At 35.2% G+C, this 19,234-nt stretch carries 12 protein-coding genes; 9 read left to right on the plus strand and 3 right to left on the minus strand.

Annotated elements, in window-relative coordinates; genetic code table 11:
- Positions 1-14: 14 nt before the first annotated feature.
- The 7 genes from argC to argH all read left to right on the plus strand — a co-directional run bounded on the left by argC (position 15) and on the right by argH (position 7,467).
- Entirely contained in the window at positions 15-998 is a 984-nt protein-coding gene (argC, locus tag K1X16_RS04210) for an N-acetyl-gamma-glutamyl-phosphate reductase (protein WP_225035147.1), read from the plus strand.
- Positions 999-1,175: 177 nt separating this feature from the next.
- The gene (proC, locus tag K1X16_RS04215; protein ID WP_225035148.1) at positions 1,176-1,976 is read left to right on the plus strand and encodes a pyrroline-5-carboxylate reductase; all 801 of its coding nucleotides are present in this window, start codon (positions 1,176-1,178) and stop codon (positions 1,974-1,976) included.
- Entirely contained in the window at positions 1,973-3,106 is a 1,134-nt protein-coding gene (locus K1X16_RS04220; RefSeq protein ID WP_225035149.1) for an aspartate aminotransferase family protein, read from the plus strand. Before proC ends, K1X16_RS04220 begins: the two co-directional genes overlap by 4 nt.
- 52 nt (positions 3,107-3,158) lie before the next feature.
- Positions 3,159-4,094 carry an acetylornithine carbamoyltransferase gene (locus tag K1X16_RS04225; protein ID WP_225035150.1) on the plus strand — a complete coding sequence of 312 codons (936 nt, stop codon included), beginning with the start codon at positions 3,159-3,161 and terminating at the stop codon, positions 4,092-4,094.
- Between the two features lie 71 nt (positions 4,095-4,165).
- Entirely contained in the window at positions 4,166-4,942 is a 777-nt protein-coding gene (gene argB, locus K1X16_RS04230) for an acetylglutamate kinase (RefSeq protein ID WP_225035151.1), read from the plus strand.
- Positions 4,939-6,000, plus strand: a complete 1,062-nt coding sequence (locus K1X16_RS04235; RefSeq protein WP_225035152.1) for a M20 family metallo-hydrolase — start codon at positions 4,939-4,941, stop codon at positions 5,998-6,000. Before argB ends, K1X16_RS04235 begins: the two co-directional genes overlap by 4 nt.
- Positions 6,001-6,180: 180 nt before the next feature.
- A complete protein-coding gene (gene argH, locus K1X16_RS04240; protein ID WP_225035153.1) occupies positions 6,181-7,467 on the plus strand; it encodes an argininosuccinate lyase in 1,287 nt (428 codons plus the stop codon).
- 142 nt (positions 7,468-7,609) lie between these two features.
- Here argH and K1X16_RS04245 read toward each other — a convergent pair whose 3' ends face one another.
- Positions 7,610-9,076 (minus strand): glutamate synthase subunit beta, encoded by a 1,467-nt coding sequence (locus K1X16_RS04245; RefSeq protein ID WP_225035154.1) that lies wholly within the window; start codon positions 9,074-9,076, stop codon positions 7,610-7,612.
- Positions 9,077-9,185: 109 nt separating this feature from the next.
- Positions 9,186-13,697: a glutamate synthase large subunit gene (gene gltB, locus K1X16_RS04250; protein WP_195870163.1), complete on the minus strand. Its 4,512-nt coding sequence runs from the start codon at positions 13,695-13,697 to the stop codon at positions 9,186-9,188.
- A gap of 446 nt (positions 13,698-14,143) precedes the next feature.
- On the opposite strand from gltB, the gene K1X16_RS04255 reads away from it, so the two are divergent.
- Together K1X16_RS04255 and K1X16_RS04260 are read left to right on the plus strand one after the other, a co-directional pair.
- A complete protein-coding gene (locus tag K1X16_RS04255) occupies positions 14,144-15,163 on the plus strand; it encodes an outer membrane beta-barrel protein (protein ID WP_225035155.1) in 1,020 nt (339 codons plus the stop codon).
- A gap of 27 nt (positions 15,164-15,190) precedes the next feature.
- Positions 15,191-16,489 carry an ammonium transporter gene (locus K1X16_RS04260; RefSeq protein WP_195869903.1) on the plus strand — a complete coding sequence of 433 codons (1,299 nt, stop codon included), beginning with the start codon at positions 15,191-15,193 and terminating at the stop codon, positions 16,487-16,489.
- 165 nt (positions 16,490-16,654) lie between these two features.
- On the opposite strand, the gene K1X16_RS04265 is transcribed toward K1X16_RS04260, so the two are convergent.
- The gene (locus K1X16_RS04265) at positions 16,655-19,234 is read right to left on the minus strand and encodes a phosphoenolpyruvate carboxylase (RefSeq protein WP_225035156.1); all 2,580 of its coding nucleotides are present in this window, start codon (positions 19,232-19,234) and stop codon (positions 16,655-16,657) included.

A 19,234-nucleotide genomic window follows, 5' to 3' on the forward strand; every position in this document is an offset into this window, starting at 1 on the left:
CGTGGGACATAGATATGAAAAAATTAAAAGTAGGAATCATTGGAGGTGCAGGCTACACAGCAGGCGAATTAATACGATTATTGATTCATCACTCTAAAGTTGAAATCGATTTTATATTCAGCACATCAAACGCTGGAAACAAAGTCAGCAAGGTTCATCAAGATTTATTAGGCTCAACAGACTTAAAGTTTTCAAGTGAAATTAACTCAGAAGTAGATGTACTTTTCCTGTGCTTAGGCCATGGTAATTCAAAAGCTTTTTTAGAAAACAACACCTTTTCAGACCAAACCAAAATTATTGATCTGAGTAATGATTTCAGGTTAACAGCTGATTCTAATTTTGAAGGTAAATCATTCATTTACGGCTTACCAGAATTAAATAAATCTGAAATCAAAACAGCGAACTACATCGCTAATCCTGGTTGTTTTGCAACTACAATTCAACTCGCATTATTACCATTAGCAAAAGCAAATTTATTAAACGACGATATTCATATCAATGCGGTTACTGGAGCAACTGGAGCTGGCACCTCTTTATCTGCAACCACACATTTTACGTGGCGAGATAATAACTTTTCACATTATAAAGCGTTTACACATCAGCATTTAGGAGAAATCAACCAAACGGTTAATCGGTTGCAAGAAAAATTTAATTCTGAAATCAATTTTATGCCAAATCGAGGCAATTTTTCAAGAGGAATTTTTGCAACACTTTACACCAAGTTTGAAGGCACGCTTGAAGACGCTAAAATAGTGTATTCCAACTTTTATAAGGACGCAGCTTTTACTTTTATTTCAGAGGAAGACATTCATTTAAAACAAGTCGTAAACACTAATAAATGCATCTTACATTTACATAAACACCAGAACAAATTATTAATAACAAGTATAACCGACAATTTACTAAAAGGCGCATCAGGTCAAGCGATTCAAAACATGAATTTAATGTTTGGATTTGATGAAACTGAAGGATTGCAATTGAAGGCTAATTATTTTTAAATAGCTGTCATTCCTGCACAGGCAGAAATCCTCTCGAGCAGGTCTGAAACAAATCACAATACCTACAAGGTTATTGAAACCTTGCAGGATAATCAATTGTTACCTTGAGCGCAGTCGAAAGGTCTTAATAACAAGAAAGTTTAATTAATAAGATAACCGCTTTCGCGGTCACTAAAGATGAAAATAGCAATCATAGGAACAGGAAACTTAGGGAAGTCCATAGCCAAAGGACTTATCACTAACAATGCCATAACCACGCTCTATTTAACCAAACGAAACCTGAATGATATTCAAGATTTAGAAGGTTATAAAAACGTCGTTTTAACTACAGACAATATTGAAGCCGTTAAGCAATCCGATATTTTAATATTTGCTATTCAGCCGACACATTTTGAACAAATATTAAATAATATTAAGCCGTATTTAACGGAAAAACATGTTTTAATTTCAACTATAACAGGATTTTCAATTTCAAGAATTGAATCTATTATTGGCATTGAGCAATTTATTATTAGAGCCATGCCAAACACAGCGATTGCTGTTGGTAAATCCATGACTTGTATGTGTAGTAATGAAAAAGGAACAAAACGTATTAAAATTGCTGAAGCGATTTTTAATAGATTAGGCCATACGCTAGCCATTCCGGAATCGCAAATGCAAGCCGCAACCGTAGTTTGTGCCAGTGGAGTCGCCTTTTGGATGCGTCTGATTAGAGCCACCACACAAGCTGCTATTCAATTAGGATTTGATGCTAAAGAAGCCCAAGAATTAGCCATGTATACAAGTGAGGGCGCAGCCAGTTTATTGATCACCAATGGCAATCATCCTGAAGAAGAAATTGATCGCGTGACCACACCAAAAGGTTGTACGATTGAAGGTTTAAACGAAATGGAACACAAAGGATTGAGTTCGTCTTTAATTCAAGGAATGGTAGCATCGTTTAATAAGATTAGTAATATTAAGAAAGAGCAGATATGAGTTTATTCAATGTTTACCCACTTTTCGACATTACACCTGTAAGCGCAAAAGATCTATACGTTTACGATGAAAATAATGTTGAATATTTAGATTTATATGGTGGACATGCTGTGATTTCCATAGGCCATTCGCACCCAAAATATGTATCAGCAATTTCTAATCAAGTTGAAAAACTTGGTTTTTACAGTAATGCGATTCAAAATCCGTTACAAGTAAAATTAGCTGATAAATTGGAAGCATTGTCTGGCTGTAAAGATTATCAGTTGTTTTTATGTAATTCTGGCGCAGAAGCCAATGAAAACGCTTTAAAATTAGCGTCATTTCATAATGGGAAAAAGAAAGTATTAGCTTTTAAAAACTCGTTTCATGGCAGAACTTCGGCTGCAGTTGCCGCTACTGACAATCCAAAAATTGTTGCACCAATAAACGCACAACAAGAAGTAGATTTCTTAGAATTAGGCGATTTAGATGCTGTTGAAACCGTATTGAAACAGAACGAAACCTGTGCTGTTATTGTCGAATTTATACAAGGTGTTGGTGGTTTAGATCAAAGCACCACAGAATTCTACCAAGGATTAGATAAACTTTGCAAACAATATAACACCGCTTTAATTGCAGACGAAGTACAATCTGGATTTGGAAGAACTGGTGACTTTTTTGCCTACCAAAAACATAATATTACGCCAGATATTATTTCCATGGCAAAAGGTATGGGCAATGGGTTTCCGGTTGGAGGGATTTTAATTCATCCTTCAATTAAAGCCTCTTACGGTTTGTTAGGTACGACGTTTGGTGGTAATCATTTGGCTTGTGCAGCGACACTTTCAGTTTTAGACGTTTTGGAAGAGGAAAAATTAATGAAAAATGCTAAAAATATCTCAGATTATTTTCAAGAGAAAGCGAAGTCCTTACCCAATTTAAAATCTATTAAAGGACGAGGTTTAATGCTAGGATTAGAGTTTAAATTTCCAATTTCAGAATTACGAAAAAAATTAATTTTCGACCATCACATATTTACAGGAAGTGCAAAGAATCCTAATTTGCTCAGGATTCTTCCGCCTTTAACGATTCAGGAAAAACATATTGATTTGTTTTTTGATGCAACCTGCAAGGTTTTAAAAACCTTGTAAGTTTAGAGCTAAGTTTAATTAAAACAGATTCCCACTTTCGTGGGAAGTGAACATGAAAAATTACACCAAAATAAAAGATATTTCCAACCTTTCAGAAACCATAAAGGATGCCATTTTATTAAAAATGAATCCTTTTGAATTTCAAGATTTAGGAAAACATAAAACCTTAGTCATGCTGTTTTTCAATTCGAGTTTAAGAACACGATTGAGTACTGAAAAAGCGGCCAAAAACTTAGGCATGGATGTCATGATTTTAAATGTCAATGATGCATGGAATTTAGAATTTGAAGATGGCACCATAATGAACATGGACAAATCGGAACACATAAAAGATGCCGCTCAAGTGATTTCTCAATATGCCGATGTGATTGCGGTTAGAGCATTTCCAACATTGCAAGATAAAGCCAAAGACGAATCTGAATATGTGCTCAATAACTTTAAAAAATACGCCACAGTTCCAATTGTAAATATGGAATCTGCCACAGCTCATCCTTTACAAGCCTTGGCTGATGCCATTACCGTAACTGAACTCACGGAAAAGGCGAAGCCAAAAGTCGTATTGTCTTGGGCACCACATCCTAAAGCCTTACCACAAGCGGTTCCAAATTCGTTTGTAGAAATGATGCAGGGTTTAGAGGTAGATTTAACCATTACACATCCTGAAGGTTATGAATTAAGTGAAGAAATCACGAAAAATACAGTTGTCAATCACAATCAAGAAGAAGCCTTAAAAGATGCTGATTTTGTTTATGTAAAAAATTGGAGCAGTTACAAGGATTATGGAAAAGTATTGAGTCAAGATGAGAATTGGATGATGACAAAAGCCAAATTAGGCCATGCAAAATTTATGCATTGTTTACCAGTAAGACGAAATGTGATTGTTGAAGATGCCGTTCTGGATAGTGAGCAATCTGTGGTTATTCATCAAGCTAATAATAGAACTTATGCTGCGCAAGTGGTATTGAAAGAGATTTTGGAGGATTTGTAATTCTGTCTGGTCGAGCGCAGTCGAGACCTCATTAACCTCTCGACTGCGCTCGAGGAGACATAAATTTAAGCATGAAAACACTAAAAGTCATAAAAATAGGTGGCAACATCATAGATAATGAAGCGGCACTATCGTCATTCATCAAAGATTTCTCTACCATAGAAGGTCCAAAAGTCTTGGTTCATGGCGGAGGAAAATTAGCCACCAAATTAGCCAACCAAATGAACGTTCCTGTAAAAATGACGGAGGGCAGACGTATCACTGATGCAGCAACGCTAGACATTATCACTATGGTCTATGCTGGAAAAATCAACAAAAATATAGTTGCACAACTTCAAGCTCGTCAATGCAATGCCATTGGATTTTCTGGTGCTGATGGCAATACCATTATTTCAGAAAAACGACCAATAAAAACTATCGATTACGGATTTGTTGGTGATGTGAAAAAAGTCAATACAGCAACATTAGAAGTTTTACTTAATAATAATATTACACCAGTTTTCTGTGCTATAACTCACGATGAAAACGGACAATTACTAAACACCAACGCAGATACGATTGCTTCAGAATTAGCGATTGGGTTAACTTCAATTTTCAAGACAGAATTATATTATTGTTTCGAAAAAAATGGTGTTCTTGAAAATGTTGAAAACGATGATTCTTTAATAGAAAACATCAACACAGAAAGTTATAAAACACTAAAAGAAAACAATATCATATTCGAAGGTATGTTACCTAAATTAGACAACTGCTTTCACGCTATAAATAAAAACGTTCAAAAAGTTTGCATTGGAAAATCAAAGATGCTTTTTGATGCCAATAACAAACACACAACCATTACAAAATGATTGAAAAACTAACCACAGAAGCTATTGCTTTATTAAAGCAATTAATAGAAACACAGTCTTTTTCTTCAGAAGAAGACAACACAGCTTTGCTTATTGAAAATTGGTTTACAACACACAATGTACCATTTAAAAGGAATAATCATAACATTTGGTCAACAAACAAACATTTTGATGAGAGCAAACCAACCTTGTTATTAAACTCACATCACGACACTGTAAAACCAAATAATGGTTATACCAAAGATCCATTTAAAGCCATTGTTGAAGATGGTAAATTATACGGTTTAGGAAGCAATGATGCTGGTGGTTGTTTAGTATCTCTAATTGCGACGTTCACTTATTTTTACGATAAAGAAGACCTCAATTACAATTTGGTCATCGTCGCATCTGCAGAAGAAGAAAGCAGTGGACCAAATGGACTGAATAGCATGTTGGCCATCATTCCAAAAATCGATGTTGCCATTGTTGGTGAACCTACGCTAATGAACTTAGCCATTGCTGAAAAAGGGTTGGTTGTTTTTGACGCTAAAGTAAAAGGAACAGCAAGCCATGCAGCACATCCAAATACTGATAATTCAATATACAACTGTATCGAAGTTTTAAAATGGTTTCAAGATTATAAGTTTAAAAAAACGTCGCCAGTTTTAGGCGATGTAAAAATGACGGTTACTCAAATTAATGCAGGAAAACAACATAATGCTGTACCATCGGAAGTGGATTTAGTGGTCGATGTTCGTGTGAATGACAACTATTCGAATCAAGAAATTGCTGATATTTTAGCTAAAGAATCACCATGTACGAGTATTATTCCAAGAAGTTTACGCCTAAATTCATCGTCAATTTCTAGTGACCACGACTTGGTAAAAGCCGGAATCGCACTAGGACGAGAAACGTACGGTTCGCCAACGCTTTCTGACCAAGCAACATTAACTTGCCAATCCTTAAAACTTGGACCTGGCGATAGTACGCGTTCGCATACAGCTGATGAATTTATTTATTTGGCTGAAATTGAGGAAGGCGTCGATTTATATATTAAATTGTTAGAGAAGGTATTGTAAGAAAAAAAACATAAGAATCAAGAGACAAGATCCAAGACGACTACTTTAACGCAAAAGTAAGCAGTCTTGATTTTGATGACCTAGCAGGTTTTAAAAACCTTGCAGGTCTCAATTCAGACTAAAAAAAAAGAAGTTTAATTAAAAATAGAAAGCAGAGATTCCTGCTTTCGCAGGAACGAGATGAAACTCTGGGACAAAGGCTATTCAATAGATAAAAAAATAGAATTATTTACCGTTGGTAACGATCGGGAAATTGACATGCATATTGCAAAATATGATGTTGAAGCATCGCGAGCGCATGCCATAATGTTAGAATCCATCGGAATTATAAGTTCGGAAGAATTAGAACAACTGAAATCAGGCTTAAAAACCTTAGCAGATTCTATTGACGATGGAACATTCGTCATTGAAGAATCATTTGAAGATGTTCATTCTAAAATTGAACACGAACTCACAAAAACCTTAGGCGATGTTGGAAAGAAAATCCACACAGCGCGTTCTAGGAATGACCAAGTTTTAGTGGCTCTTCAATTGTATTATAAAGAAAATCTTCAAATCATTAATGACAAAACTAAAACGTTTTTTGATACACTTTTAGAATTATCAGAAACCTATAAAACCAAGCTTTTACCAGGTTATACGCATTTGCAAGTCGCCATGCCGTCATCTTTTGGCTTATGGTTTTCTGCCTATGCAGAGTTATTAATTGATGATGTTTATGTTTTAAATGCAGTGTCTAAAATTACAGATCAAAATGTATTAGGTTCGGCTGCTGGTTACGGAAGTTCATTTCCTATTGATAGAAATATTACGACTGAAGAATTAGGCTTTTCAACTTTAAAATACAATGTCGTTGCTGCGCAATTAAGTAGAGGAAAAAGTGAACGCGCTATTGCCAATGCTTTAGGTGGCTTATGTAATACGATGGCACGTTTCGCTATGGATATCTGTTTGTATATGAGTCAGAATTTTGGATTTATTTCGTTTCCAGATGAATTGACCACAGGAAGTAGCATTATGCCACACAAAAAGAATCCTGATGTGTTTGAATTGATTAGAGGAAAGTGCAATAAAATTCAAGCCTTACATTCTGAAATGTTATTAATCACCAATAATTTACCAAGTGGTTATCATAGAGATTTTCAACTGTTGAAAGAGAATATCATCAATGCCTTTGAAGATGTAAAAGACATTTTAGACATCTTTAATTATTCAATTCAGCAAATCATCGTTAAAGATATTGACCTCAACGACGAGAAATACCAATACTTATTTACGGTCGATAGTATTAATAATTTGGTCGTCGATGGTATGAGTTTTAGAGAAGCTTATCAGAAAATTGGAAGTCAAGTTCAAAGTGGAACATACCAACCCGATTTAGGAAAAGAACATTCTCATATTGGTAGTATTCATAATTTGTGTTTGGATAAAATCAGAGAGAAGTTTCCTAAGAAATCCAAATTTTAAATTTTTAAAATTCTACAAGGTTTGACACATATTCACCTTGCTGTATAACAATAAAAAAAAGCATCTGTTACCAGATGCTTTTATATTCTACCCTAACAAATAGATATACCCTTAGAAATTTATAGTAGCAGAAAAAGTCATGCTATGAAATGCTAACTAAATCACCATCTTGATTTTTAGTTGCCAAATCTGATTTACCCATTAAATAAATATCTACTTGGCGAGCCGCTTCACGTCCTTCAGATATTGCCCAAACAATTAATGATTGTCCTCTACGCATATCTCCAGCTGTAAAGATATTTGGGATATTAGTTTGGTAATCTCCATAGGCTGCTTTATAGTTTGAACGGACATCTCTTTCTAATCCTAATTGATCTGCGATAGTACTTTCAGGTCCTGTAAACCCAAGCGCTAATAACGCTAAATCACAAGGCCATGTTTTTTCTGTACCCGCAATTTCTTTTAATTTTGGTCGTTCACCTGGCACCATTTCCCATTCTACATTTACCGTCTTTACAGCCGTAAGCTTTCCTTTAGCATTTGTGACAAATTCCTTGGTATTAATTAACCAATTACGCTCCACACCTTCTTTATGAGACGTAGAAGTTTTTAACTGTAACGGCCAATATGGCCATGGCGTTGCTGGCGAACGATGTCCTGGTGGTTTTGGCATAATTTCAAAATTCACTACAGACTTTGCTCCTTGACGATTTGAGGTACCAACACAATCAGAACCTGTATCACCACCACCAATAACTATTACATTTTTATCTTTTGCTACAACTTGGTCTTTTATTTTCTGACCAAAAACAACTTTGGTTTGTTGCGTTAAAAAATCCATTGCTTGCACTACTCCATCTGCATCGATACCTGGTGTAGGTAAGCTTCTTCTTTCCGTTGCACCTCCACAAAGTACCACAGCATCAAAGGCCTTAAGATCTTCAACTTTATAATTAACTCCAACATTAACATTGGTTTTAAAAACAATACCTTCGGCTTCCAAAATGGCCAAACGACGATCTATAATACCTTTTTCCATTTTAAAATTCGGAATGCCATAGCGTAGCAATCCACCAATAGCATCATCACGTTCAAAAACTGTTACGGTGTGACCTGCTCTATTTAGTTGTTGTGCTGTTGCTAAACCAGCCGGACCAGAACCAACAACAGCAATGGTTTTTCCTGTTCTAGTTTTTGGTGGCTGTGGCTTTATCCAACCTTCCTTAAAAGCACGTTCTACAATATTTTTCTCAATGTTTTCTATAGAAACTGGATCTTCAATAATACCTAAAACACAAGATTGCTCGCAAGGTGCAGGACATAAACGACCTGTAAATTCAGGAAAATTATTTGTTGAATGTAAAATCCATGATGCCTTTCTCCACTCTCCTTGATGTACCATGTGGTTAAAATCTGGAATTAAATTCCCTAATGGACAACCACTATGACAAAATGGAATACCACAATCCATACATCGCGATCCCTGTTCTTGCATGTCCTTTTCCTTTAAAGGTTTGGTAAATTCATTATAATGCTTTACCCTTTCCTTTACTGGCTTGTATGCTTCATCTTTTCTTTCGAACTCTTTAAAACCTGTTACTTTTCCCATATATTCCTGTGAAAGCAGGAATCTTATCCATACTTTCTTATTTTATTTGTGTTAATCCTGTAAGGTTTCAAAAACCTTGCAGGTATCGTTTTATAATTTATACCTACAACTATGCCGTTTCTAATTCCTCAACCATTTGCTCTTCTGTCTCTAAACGTTTTAAAGCATGTTTGTATTCCGTAGGCATTACACGTACAAAATTCTTTAAGCTTGTTTCCCAATCGGCCAATACCGATTTACCTAATTCACTATCTGTGTATTTTACATGCTTTTGAATTATTCCTTTTAGATCTTTGGCATCTGCTTTTAGAATTTTTTCAAATTCTATCGTTTCTGTATTACATAAGCCGGTTTTAAATTTGTTTTCCGGATCATAAACATAAGCGATTCCTCCACTCATTCCAGCGGCAAAATTTCGACCTGTTTTACCTAGAACCACAACTTTTCCACCTGTCATATACTCACAACAATGATCACCCACTCCTTCTACAACTGCTGTTGCTCCTGAGTTTCTCACCGCAAATCGTTCTCCTGCAATGCCATTAATATAGGCTTGCCCTTCTACAGCTCCAAATAAACAAACATTACCAACTATGATGTTATCTTCTGCTTTGAAATCTGCCTGTTCTGGTTTTTTAATGATTAGTTTTCCTCCAGATAATCCTTTTCCTAAATAGTCATTGGTATTTCCTTCTAGTTTAAATGTTAATCCATGAGCACCAAAAGCGCCAAAACTTTGACCAGCAGAACCGGTAAAATTGATTTTTATAGTATCTTCAGGTAAACCTAAATGACCGTAAATTTTTGAGATCTCATTACTTACAATGGCACCAACTGTTCGGTTTGTATTCTTTATTGGATACGAAAGCGTCATCTGTTCTTTTCTATATAAAGCACGATGTGAATCTTTAAGAATTGTAAAATCTAATACATTGTCTAAATTATGATCTTGCTTTTCAGAATTCTTAACTGGCATCTGTCTGTATTCCGCAGGTCTGTGTAAAATAGATGTTAAATCTAAACCTTTAGCTTTATAATGTTTAATGGCTTTGCTTGCATTGATTTTATGCGTTTGACCAATCATTTCATTCATTGACCTAAACCCTAATTCAGCCATAATACTTCTCAATTCTTCTGCTATATAATAGAAAAAGTTAATAACATGTTCTGGTGTGCCTTTAAAGTTTTTACGTAACTCTTTATCTTGTGTTGCGATACCAACTGGACAGGTATTTAAATGACATTTTCGCATCATAATACAACCTGAAGCTACTAAAGGTGCTGTCGCAAACCCAAATTCTTCCGCACCTAATAATGCTGCAATCGCCACATCTCTACCTGTTTTTAATTGTCCATCGCATTCTACAACAATTCTGCTTCTTAGTTTGTTAAGCACTAAGGTTTGTTGCGCTTCGGCTAAACCAAGTTCCCATGGTAAACCTGCATGTTTTAATGATGTTAAAGGTGAGGCTCCTGTTCCTCCATCATATCCAGCAATAAGCACAACATCTGCTTTTGCTTTGGCAACACCTGCTGCAATAGTACCAACACCAACTTCTGAAACAAGTTTCACATTAACTCTCGCATCACGATTGGCATTTTTTAAGTCATAAATTAATTGTGCCAAATCTTCAATTGAGTAAATATCGTGATGTGGTGGAGGTGAAATTAAACCCACAAATGGTGTTGAGTTTCTAGCTGAAGCAATCCAAGGTAAAACCTTTTCACCTGGTAATTGTCCTCCTTCTCCTGGTTTTGCACCTTGAGCCATTTTAATTTGAATCTCCTTCGCATTGGTTAAATAGTGAGACGTGACTCCAAAACGGCCAGAAGCCACTTGTTTAATAGCTGAATTTCGGCTATCTCCATTCACATCTGGTTGAAAACGTCTTCGGTCTTCTCCACCTTCTCCAGAATTAGATTTCCCTCCAATTCTATTCATGGCGATGGCTAAATTTTCATGTGCTTCACGAGAAATTGAACCATAAGACATCGCACCTGTTTTGAATCGTTTAACGATTTCTGTCCAAGGCTCTACTTCTTCAAGTGGTATAGGATCTATATTATTAAATTCGAATAACCCTCGAATGGTCATTAAATTTTCGGACTGTTCATTTATCGCTTTTGCATAAACATCATAGCTCGCCTGATCACTCAACCTAACTGCTTGCTGTAATTTAGCAACGGTTGTTGGGTTAAACAAATGGCGTTCACCATTACGTCTCCATCGGTAATCTCCTCCAATATTTAAACCTAAACGTTTGTCTATTAAATTGTCTGGATAAGCATATTTATAGCGTTTGGCAATTTCTTTTTCAATTTCATACAAACCAATACCTTCAATTCTAGAGGCTGTATATGGAAAATATTTTTCAACAAATTGAGAGTTAAAACCAACAATTTCGAATATTTGAGAACCTCTATAAGAATGTAATGTTGAAATACCAATTTTGTTCATCACTTTTAAGATGCCTTTTCCTATCGCCTTATTGAAATTATCAACCGCTTTTTGCTCATCTATACCTGTAATAAAACCTTCTTTTACTTGCGCTCTAATGATTTCGTTTACCATATACGGATTTACAGCACTTGCACCATAACCAAATAATGTCGCAAAATGATGCGGCTCTCGTGGCTCTGCAGATTCAATAATAATATCGAAATTTGAACGCTTACGTAGACGATTCATTTGATGATTCACATAAGAACAAGCTAACAAAGAAGGTATTGGAGCAAACTCCTTATTAACACCTCTATCTGATAAAATGATAATATTTGTTTTGCGGTCTATAGCTTTTTCAATTTGAACTATAATAGCATCTAAAGCATCTTCTAATCCATTTAGACCTTTATCTTTTTGATATAATATTTCAATAGTTTCGGCTTTGAAGCTTTCTATTGAAAGATTTCTAATTTTATCTAAATCGTCATTAGATATTACTGGATTTTGAATTTTTAACTTTCTACATTGACGTTCTGTAATGCTGAAAATATTTCTATCCTTACCTAAAGACAAACTAATATCCGTTACAATTTCTTCTCTAATACCATCTAATGGTGGATTAGTAACTTGAGCAAATAACTGCTTAAAATAATTTGAAATTAATTGTGGTTTATTCGACAAAACTGCCAGAGGAGTGTCCGTTCCCATAGAACCTAAACTTTCCTTAGAATTTACAGCCATTGGTGTAATGACGTCTTGAATATCTTCAAAAGTATAGTTAAATAAACGTTGTCTTGTTTTTATATCTGTGGTTTCTATCGGACAGGTTTCTCCAGTATATGGAATGTCTTTTAGATGCAATCTAGTTTTATCTAACCATTCTTGGTATGGTCTTTCTTTAACGATCTTACTTTTAATTTCTTCGTCATTGATAATTCGACCTTGATTCATGTCTACTAAAAACATTTTACCAGGTTCTAAACGACCATGACTTTCAATATCGTCTGGTGCAATATCTACCACACCAATTTCTGAAGACATAATTAATTTACCGCTTTTAGTAACAGTATATCGTGAAGGACGCAATCCATTTCTATCTAATAATGCACCAATATAATTTCCATCTGTAAATGGTACAGATGCTGGTCCATCCCATGGCTCCATTATACAGGCATTGTAATCGTAAAATGCTTTACGCTCTGGTGACATGGTTTTATGTTTTTCCCATGCTTCAGGAATCATCATCATCATAACTTCTGGTAAGGATCGTCCTGTATGCGTTAATAATTCAACAACCATATCCATTGACGCAGAGTCAGATTTTCCAGGTAAAATAATAGGAAATAATTTGTCTATTTGAGGACCAAAGACGTCACTTTTCATGATTTCTTCACGTACACGCATTCGACTTACATTTCCACGAAGTGTATTTATTTCACCATTTTGACACATAAATCGGAATGGTTGTGCCAATTCCCAAGTAGGCATTGTATTGGTTGAAAAACGCTGATGCACTAAAGCCAAACGCGTCACTAAATCGGTTTCCTGTAAATCTTTATAGTATGGCCCGATATCTTCAGGCATAATTATACCCTTATATATTAACGTGTTTGTACATAAGCTTGAAACGTAAAAATAAGATGCTTGAGACATTTTTGAGGCTCTTACAGTATGCTCTGTAATTTTTCGAGCAGCATAAAGTTTTGCCTTAAAATCCGCTTCTGAAACCTCATTAGATTTCCCAACAAAAAGTTGCTCAATATTAGGTTCTGATGCTAAGGCGATTTCTCCAAGTTGTGTTGAATCTACAGGCACTTCTCTCCACCCGATTACAGAAAGACCTTGCGCAATAATCTCTCTTTCGAAGGTATCTTTACAAAACCTGTATTGGTTTATATTTTTAGGCAAAAACACCATTCCAACCGCATATTTCCCTTTTACAGGCACTTTAAAACCACAAACGCGTTTAAAATAAGCATGCGGAATATCGATAAGTAAGCCTGCACCATCTCCTGTTTTTCCATCAGAACTCACCCCTCCACGATGCTCCAGTTTTTCGAGAATTTCTAGAGCGTCATGTATAATTTGATTTGTTTTTTCTCCCTTAAGGTTACATATAAAACCAGCACCACAATTTTCGTGCTCAAACTCTGGCAAATAAAGCCCTTGTTTCTTCATCATATTTCAATAAAATTAAAAGGTTTTTACACCTTATTTCACCTCTAATATATAAGCATAAATTTTATTATAAAAATAGTTGAAACACTTTTCCCATATCGATAGTAATGTGCATTCTTATTGAAAATATTGCAATAATTACAACAAATTCTAATAATTAACTAATGAGTATTATTCAACGAAAAACCTAATTTATTGCTAAAACGTTTTCAAAAACAGAAAAACAATAAAATTAATTCACAAAAACAGCATTTTAAGCTCATTTAAGTCAAAACGAAATTATTGATATACCAAAAAAATCGTTTAATTTTTTTATCACCCCAAAATTTATAGGGTATAAAACTTAATATTCACAAAAATTACATTTTACACCTAACTTTTTCTAGGGTATAAATAATTATTACATAGATTTGACCCGAACTAACCATTACTAAACTATCATTATTATGAAAAAAGTTTTAACTTTAACTGTACTATTTATGTCAATAGTATTAACGGCACAAGACTCTAGTGAAGTCGCTAAGGATAAAAAATTCACATTATCTGGAAGTGTAGACGCTTATTACCAAACGCTATTAACCGCTTCTGACGATTCTGGCCAGTCTTTTGGAACTGCTTTTGCAGGAAAAACAGGTTTTGCATTGGGCATGGGTAATATTATTGCTAGCTACGAAAGCGGCAAAGTAGGTGCTGTTTTAGATTTAGTAACAGGACCAAGAGGTGGTGCTGCTACATTCAACACCGACATTGTTGATGGTATTGTAAACCAAGCTTATGTTTATTGGAATGTTTCTGAAACAACCACTTTAACTATGGGACGTTTTAATACATTCTTAGGCTATGAAGTTATTGCACCAGCAGCAAACTTTAACTACAGTACATCTTACTTATTCTCTAGCGGACCTTTCTCTCATATGGGATTAAAAGCAGATTTTGCTTTATCTGATGATTTTAGCTTAATGTTAGCCGTTATGAATCCTTGGGATACTAACGACACATCTACAACAGGTGAGTATTCATTTGGAGCTCAATTAGGATATTCCGGTCAATATTTAAACTTATACTACGACAGTGGCAATAATGGAGGGTTAGGATTTGAAGTAGATTATACAGGTGGATTCGATCTTGCGGATAGTTTTTTCTTAGGAATCAACGCTGCCTATAACGACAATGACGGAAGTGGCTTTTATGGCGCTGCACTATACCCACAATACACATTATCAGATGACTTCTCTCTAGGATTAAGAGGTGAATATTATTCAAGACACGACGATGATCTAGATGATTTACCAAGTGTAATTGGCTTAACAGCAACAGGTAGCTATATTGTAGATAGCAACTTAATTATTAAGCCAGAAGTAAGATTAGACTCTTGGAGCAATAACGATGACGCTTTCTTCGATGCAGACGGAGAAGACTCAAGTAGTTTAGCTGTATTTACTCTAGCAGCTATCTACTCATTCTAAACCACAACACTAACTAACACACATATTATGATACCTAATTTTTTAACTATTATCCCAAGTCTTATTGCAGTACAAGATGCTGCAGAACCTACCGAAGTCGAAGCGGCAGTTGCAGCCATAAATGGTGACATGGGAATGCTATGGATGCTAATCTCAGCACTCTTAGTTTTCTTTATGCAAGCTGGTTTCACTCTTGTTGAAACAGGAATGACACGCTCTAAAAACGCAGCCAATATCGCAATGAAAAATCTACTCGATATTTGCGTAGGATCATTAACCTACTGGTTTGTAGGCTATTCTTTAATGTATGGTGACACTTCAAACGGATGGTTTTTCTGGAGTGGCATAATGCAAGGTGAAGGAGCTGATTTATTATTTCAAACCATGTTTGCTGCAACAGCTGCTACTATTGTATCAGGAGCTATTGCCGGACGAACAAAATATTCTACTTACGCAATATTTTCAATCGTAATGACCGCACTAATTTACCCAATCGCAGGTGGTTGGCAGTGGCAAGGTTCTGGTTGGTTAACCGAACTTGGTTTTATTGATTTTGCGGGATCTTCAATCGTTCACTCCGTTGGTGGATGGGCCGCTTTAGTAGCTGCATATATGGTTGGACCACGAATAGGAAAATTTGTAGACGGAAAAGTAAAGGCTATCCCAGGACACAATCAAATTCTTGCCACTTTAGGTGTTTTTATCCTTTGGTTAGGATGGTTTGGGTTTAATGGTGGTTCTCAATTAGCTTGGGGAGGCGATGATGCAATTGCAGCTTCAAACGTTGTATTAATAACAAATTTAGCCGCAGGTGCAGGTGGCTTAGGTGCTTTAATAACCACTTGGATCTGGTACGGAAAACCAAATCTACCACAAACTTTAAATGGAGCCTTGGCTGGTTTGGTAAGCATAACCGCTGGCTGTGGAAATATGTCTACGGTTGGTGCTGTATTTGCGGGATTAATTGGAGGTATTATCGTTGTTTTCTCAATTGAAATTATTGAGAAGAAGCTAAAAATTGATGATGCTATCGGAGCAGCCTCAGTACATGGTGTTGCCGGAGTTTGGGGAACACTTGTTATTGGTCTTTGGGGAATTGATGGAGATACAGGAATAGGCTTATTTAATGGAGGAGGCTTTGGTCAGCTAGGTACTCAAGCTATCGGAGCTTTAGCTTATGGCGTATGGGCTATTACTTTATCATTTATTATTCTAAAAATATTAAAATCTACAATGGGACTTCGAGTTAGCGAAGAAGAAGAACTTGTTGGTCTAGACCTTTCTGAGCACGGAGAAATTGCTTACCCAGGAAAAAGAGAAAGATAAATATTCTTTCATATAAGTTTTAATTGATAATTAATTTAATTGTTAGAATAAAAACCTTCGAAGCTTAAGCTTCGAGGGTTTTTTGTTATTGCTTATTTTACAATCACAAAAAAACCTTAGAAGAAATTCTTCTAAGGTTTTTTTTAAACGCTTATGTAATCTAAATTACGCCGAATTACGACTAGCATTAATATTTCCAAACAAAGATCGCGTTACCATTTTCTCAAAGATTTTAATCTGTTCTTCATCGCGTACCTCAGCCTTTTCTAGCTCTTGAATTTTCTTTAAGGCATACTGCTGAATTGTTAACAACGGCAAAACAATAGATTCTCTAACAGCAATAGATGCTTTTCCAGATGGTTCTTCTTGCATTAATTCCTTATAACCAGTAAGTTTTAAGATTAAACGTTTCGAAGTTTCATATTCTTCATAAATAACGTTCCAGAATTCACCATATTCTTTGTCATTAGCCATATAACGTGTTAAATCGAAAAAAGATTTAGACAATGACATCATACTATTTTCAATCAATGTTTTAAAGAAACTCGATGTTTTAAAGAGGTGTTGCACTTTTTCAAATTCATTGGCATCCTCATAATGTTTTAACGCCGTACCAACTCCGAAAAAACCTGGAACATTTTGCTTTAATTGGCTCCATGATCCAACGAATGGAATAGCTCTTAAATCTTCAAACACTAAACCTTCTGCTTTTCCTCGCTTACTTGGGCGACTTCCAATATTAGTTTTTGCATAATACTTCAACGTACTCATGTGCTCTATATACGAAATGAATTTTGGATGTGACTTAAACTTCACATACGCCTCGTAACTTCGCTTTGACAGATCTGACATTACATCTCTATTGTCTGGATGCATTTTTAAATCTGTATCGCTTAAACTATTATTAACACCAGAACTTATTAATTGCTCAAGGTTATACTGTGACGATTCTAAAGTTCCGAAATTAGAACTTATTGTTTGCCCTTGTATGGTTAACTGCACTTCTTTGTCTTCTATCGTTGGCCCTAATGACGCATAGAAATTATGTGTTTTTCCACCACCTCTAGCTGGAGGTCCACCACGACCATCAAAGAAAACAACCTTAATACCATGTTCTCGAGACACTTTTGTTAAATTCTCTTTAGCTTGATAAATTGCCCAGTTTGCCATTAAGTAACCACCATCTTTTGTACCATCGCTAAAACCAAGCATTATAGTTTGGTTGTTACCTCTAGATTTTAAGTGTGCCGCATACTCCGGGTTTGTATATAATTCTTCCATCACTTTTGGAGCATTTTCTAAATCCGTAATGGTTTCAAACAATGGTCCAATATCTACAGTTAATTCTTCTTGAAATGCCACCAATTTTAACATTGCAAATAATTGCATTACATGTAATGTGGTCTGATTATTACTAATGATATATCGGTTGGCTGCCTGCTCACCATTAGTTTCTTGAATGGTTTTTATAGCTTTAATCGTTTCTAAAGCCATCAACGTTTCATCATCTTTTATTAAAGCTAAATCAATACTACCTTCTACTTTAGATAGAATTTTAATCTGCTCACTTTCAGATAAATCATGATAATTTTTTGGAAAAATATCACTTCCGCTTTCGATTAATGCATTTACTATGTCATTAAAAAATTGCGCGTGTTTACGACTGTCTTGTCTTATGTCTAAATTTGCAAAATGGAATCCGAATAAGTGTGTTTTATTAATAAGACTGTTCAACTCATTCTCATAAAGCGAATTGTGATTAGCAATAATCACTTCCTTCACAGCTTTTAATTCTGAAACAAAAAAGTCTAACGTAAAGTCAGTAGGCTCGTTAGTAATAATCTTATACAGCTCACGTTCTAGCACTGACATTCGCTCTTCCACTCCTTGAAACGTTAATTTCCGTTTCAATTGTCTTACATTTCTATAATAATTTTTAATGATAGAAAGTCGCAATCTGCCTGCCACTTTTAATGTTATTTCTGGAGTAACAAATGGATTTCCATCTCTATCTCCACCTGGCCAAAACCCAATATTTATAACATTGTTTTCAATTTGTTTACCGTCGAAAATATTTTGTTGAATGTAATCGTAAATGCTTCCGAAGGATTTATAGAATACATTCTCTAAATACCATATTAAACTCACCGCCTCATCAAAAGGTGATGGTTTTTCGTGCTTAAAAAATGGTGTTTTTCCTAATTGCGCTAGTAAGTCATTAATTCGTAATAAATCATTTTCACGAATAGCTTCTGTTAAATCAGTAATAATTCCTAAAACAGAACCAGGATAAAACTGCGTTGGGTGTGCAGTCAGAACAATTCTAACTTTAAATTCTTCTAAATATTTCTGAAGCACTTCTAACTTATTCTCTGCAGAAACGGTTTCTTTTAAACTTCGCAATGTTCCAATACCATCCATATTGTTAACAATAGGAAATGCAGCATCTTCAATAGCATCAAATAACACTACTTGTCTTTCGATATATTGAATAAATCGAAATAACAAATTGATCTGACTTTCTGGCGACCGTCTGGCTTGGTATTTTTTAAAAAATGACTCTACAATAGCTGTAGGATTATCTTGATTTGCGAATCCTTTTTGACATGTTTCGTGAAATAAAGGTAAGAGCGCTCCTGTTTTTGTAACATCATCAAAAGGTAGCGTCATAAATATACTATTGTATATCTGATACTTAGACAAAACATTTTGATTGAAGCGTGTTAATTTTGGTTGTGTGGGCAT

Origin of the sequence: Winogradskyella sp. SM1960 (assembly GCF_020179375.1) — a bacterium.
Taxonomy (GTDB): Bacteria; Bacteroidota; Bacteroidia; order Flavobacteriales; family Flavobacteriaceae; genus Winogradskyella; species Winogradskyella marina.

What these genes read in the sequence shown, in the direction of transcription:
- argC (WP_225035147.1), top strand. Translation starts at nt 15, where the DNA reads ATGAAAAAATTAAAAGTAGGAATCATTGGAGGTGCAGGCTACACAGCA.
- proC (WP_225035148.1), top strand. Translation starts at nt 1,176, where the DNA reads ATGAAAATAGCAATCATAGGAACAGGAAACTTAGGGAAGTCCATAGCC.
- K1X16_RS04220 (WP_225035149.1), top strand. Translation starts at nt 1,973, where the DNA reads ATGAGTTTATTCAATGTTTACCCACTTTTCGACATTACACCTGTAAGC.
- K1X16_RS04225 (WP_225035150.1), top strand. Translation starts at nt 3,159, where the DNA reads ATGAAAAATTACACCAAAATAAAAGATATTTCCAACCTTTCAGAAACC.
- argB (WP_225035151.1), top strand. Translation starts at nt 4,166, where the DNA reads ATGAAAACACTAAAAGTCATAAAAATAGGTGGCAACATCATAGATAAT.
- K1X16_RS04235 (WP_225035152.1), top strand. Translation starts at nt 4,939, where the DNA reads ATGATTGAAAAACTAACCACAGAAGCTATTGCTTTATTAAAGCAATTA.
- argH (WP_225035153.1), top strand. Translation starts at nt 6,181, where the DNA reads ATGAAACTCTGGGACAAAGGCTATTCAATAGATAAAAAAATAGAATTA.
- K1X16_RS04245 (WP_225035154.1), bottom strand. Translation starts at nt 9,076, where the DNA reads ATGGGAAAAGTAACAGGTTTTAAAGAGTTCGAAAGAAAAGATGAAGCA.
- gltB (WP_195870163.1), bottom strand. Translation starts at nt 13,697, where the DNA reads ATGAAGAAACAAGGGCTTTATTTGCCAGAGTTTGAGCACGAAAATTGT.
- K1X16_RS04255 (WP_225035155.1), top strand. Translation starts at nt 14,144, where the DNA reads ATGAAAAAAGTTTTAACTTTAACTGTACTATTTATGTCAATAGTATTA.
- K1X16_RS04260 (WP_195869903.1), top strand. Translation starts at nt 15,191, where the DNA reads ATGATACCTAATTTTTTAACTATTATCCCAAGTCTTATTGCAGTACAA.
- K1X16_RS04265 (WP_225035156.1), bottom strand. Translation starts at nt 19,234, where the DNA reads ATGCCCACACAACCAAAATTAACACGCTTCAATCAAAATGTTTTGTCT.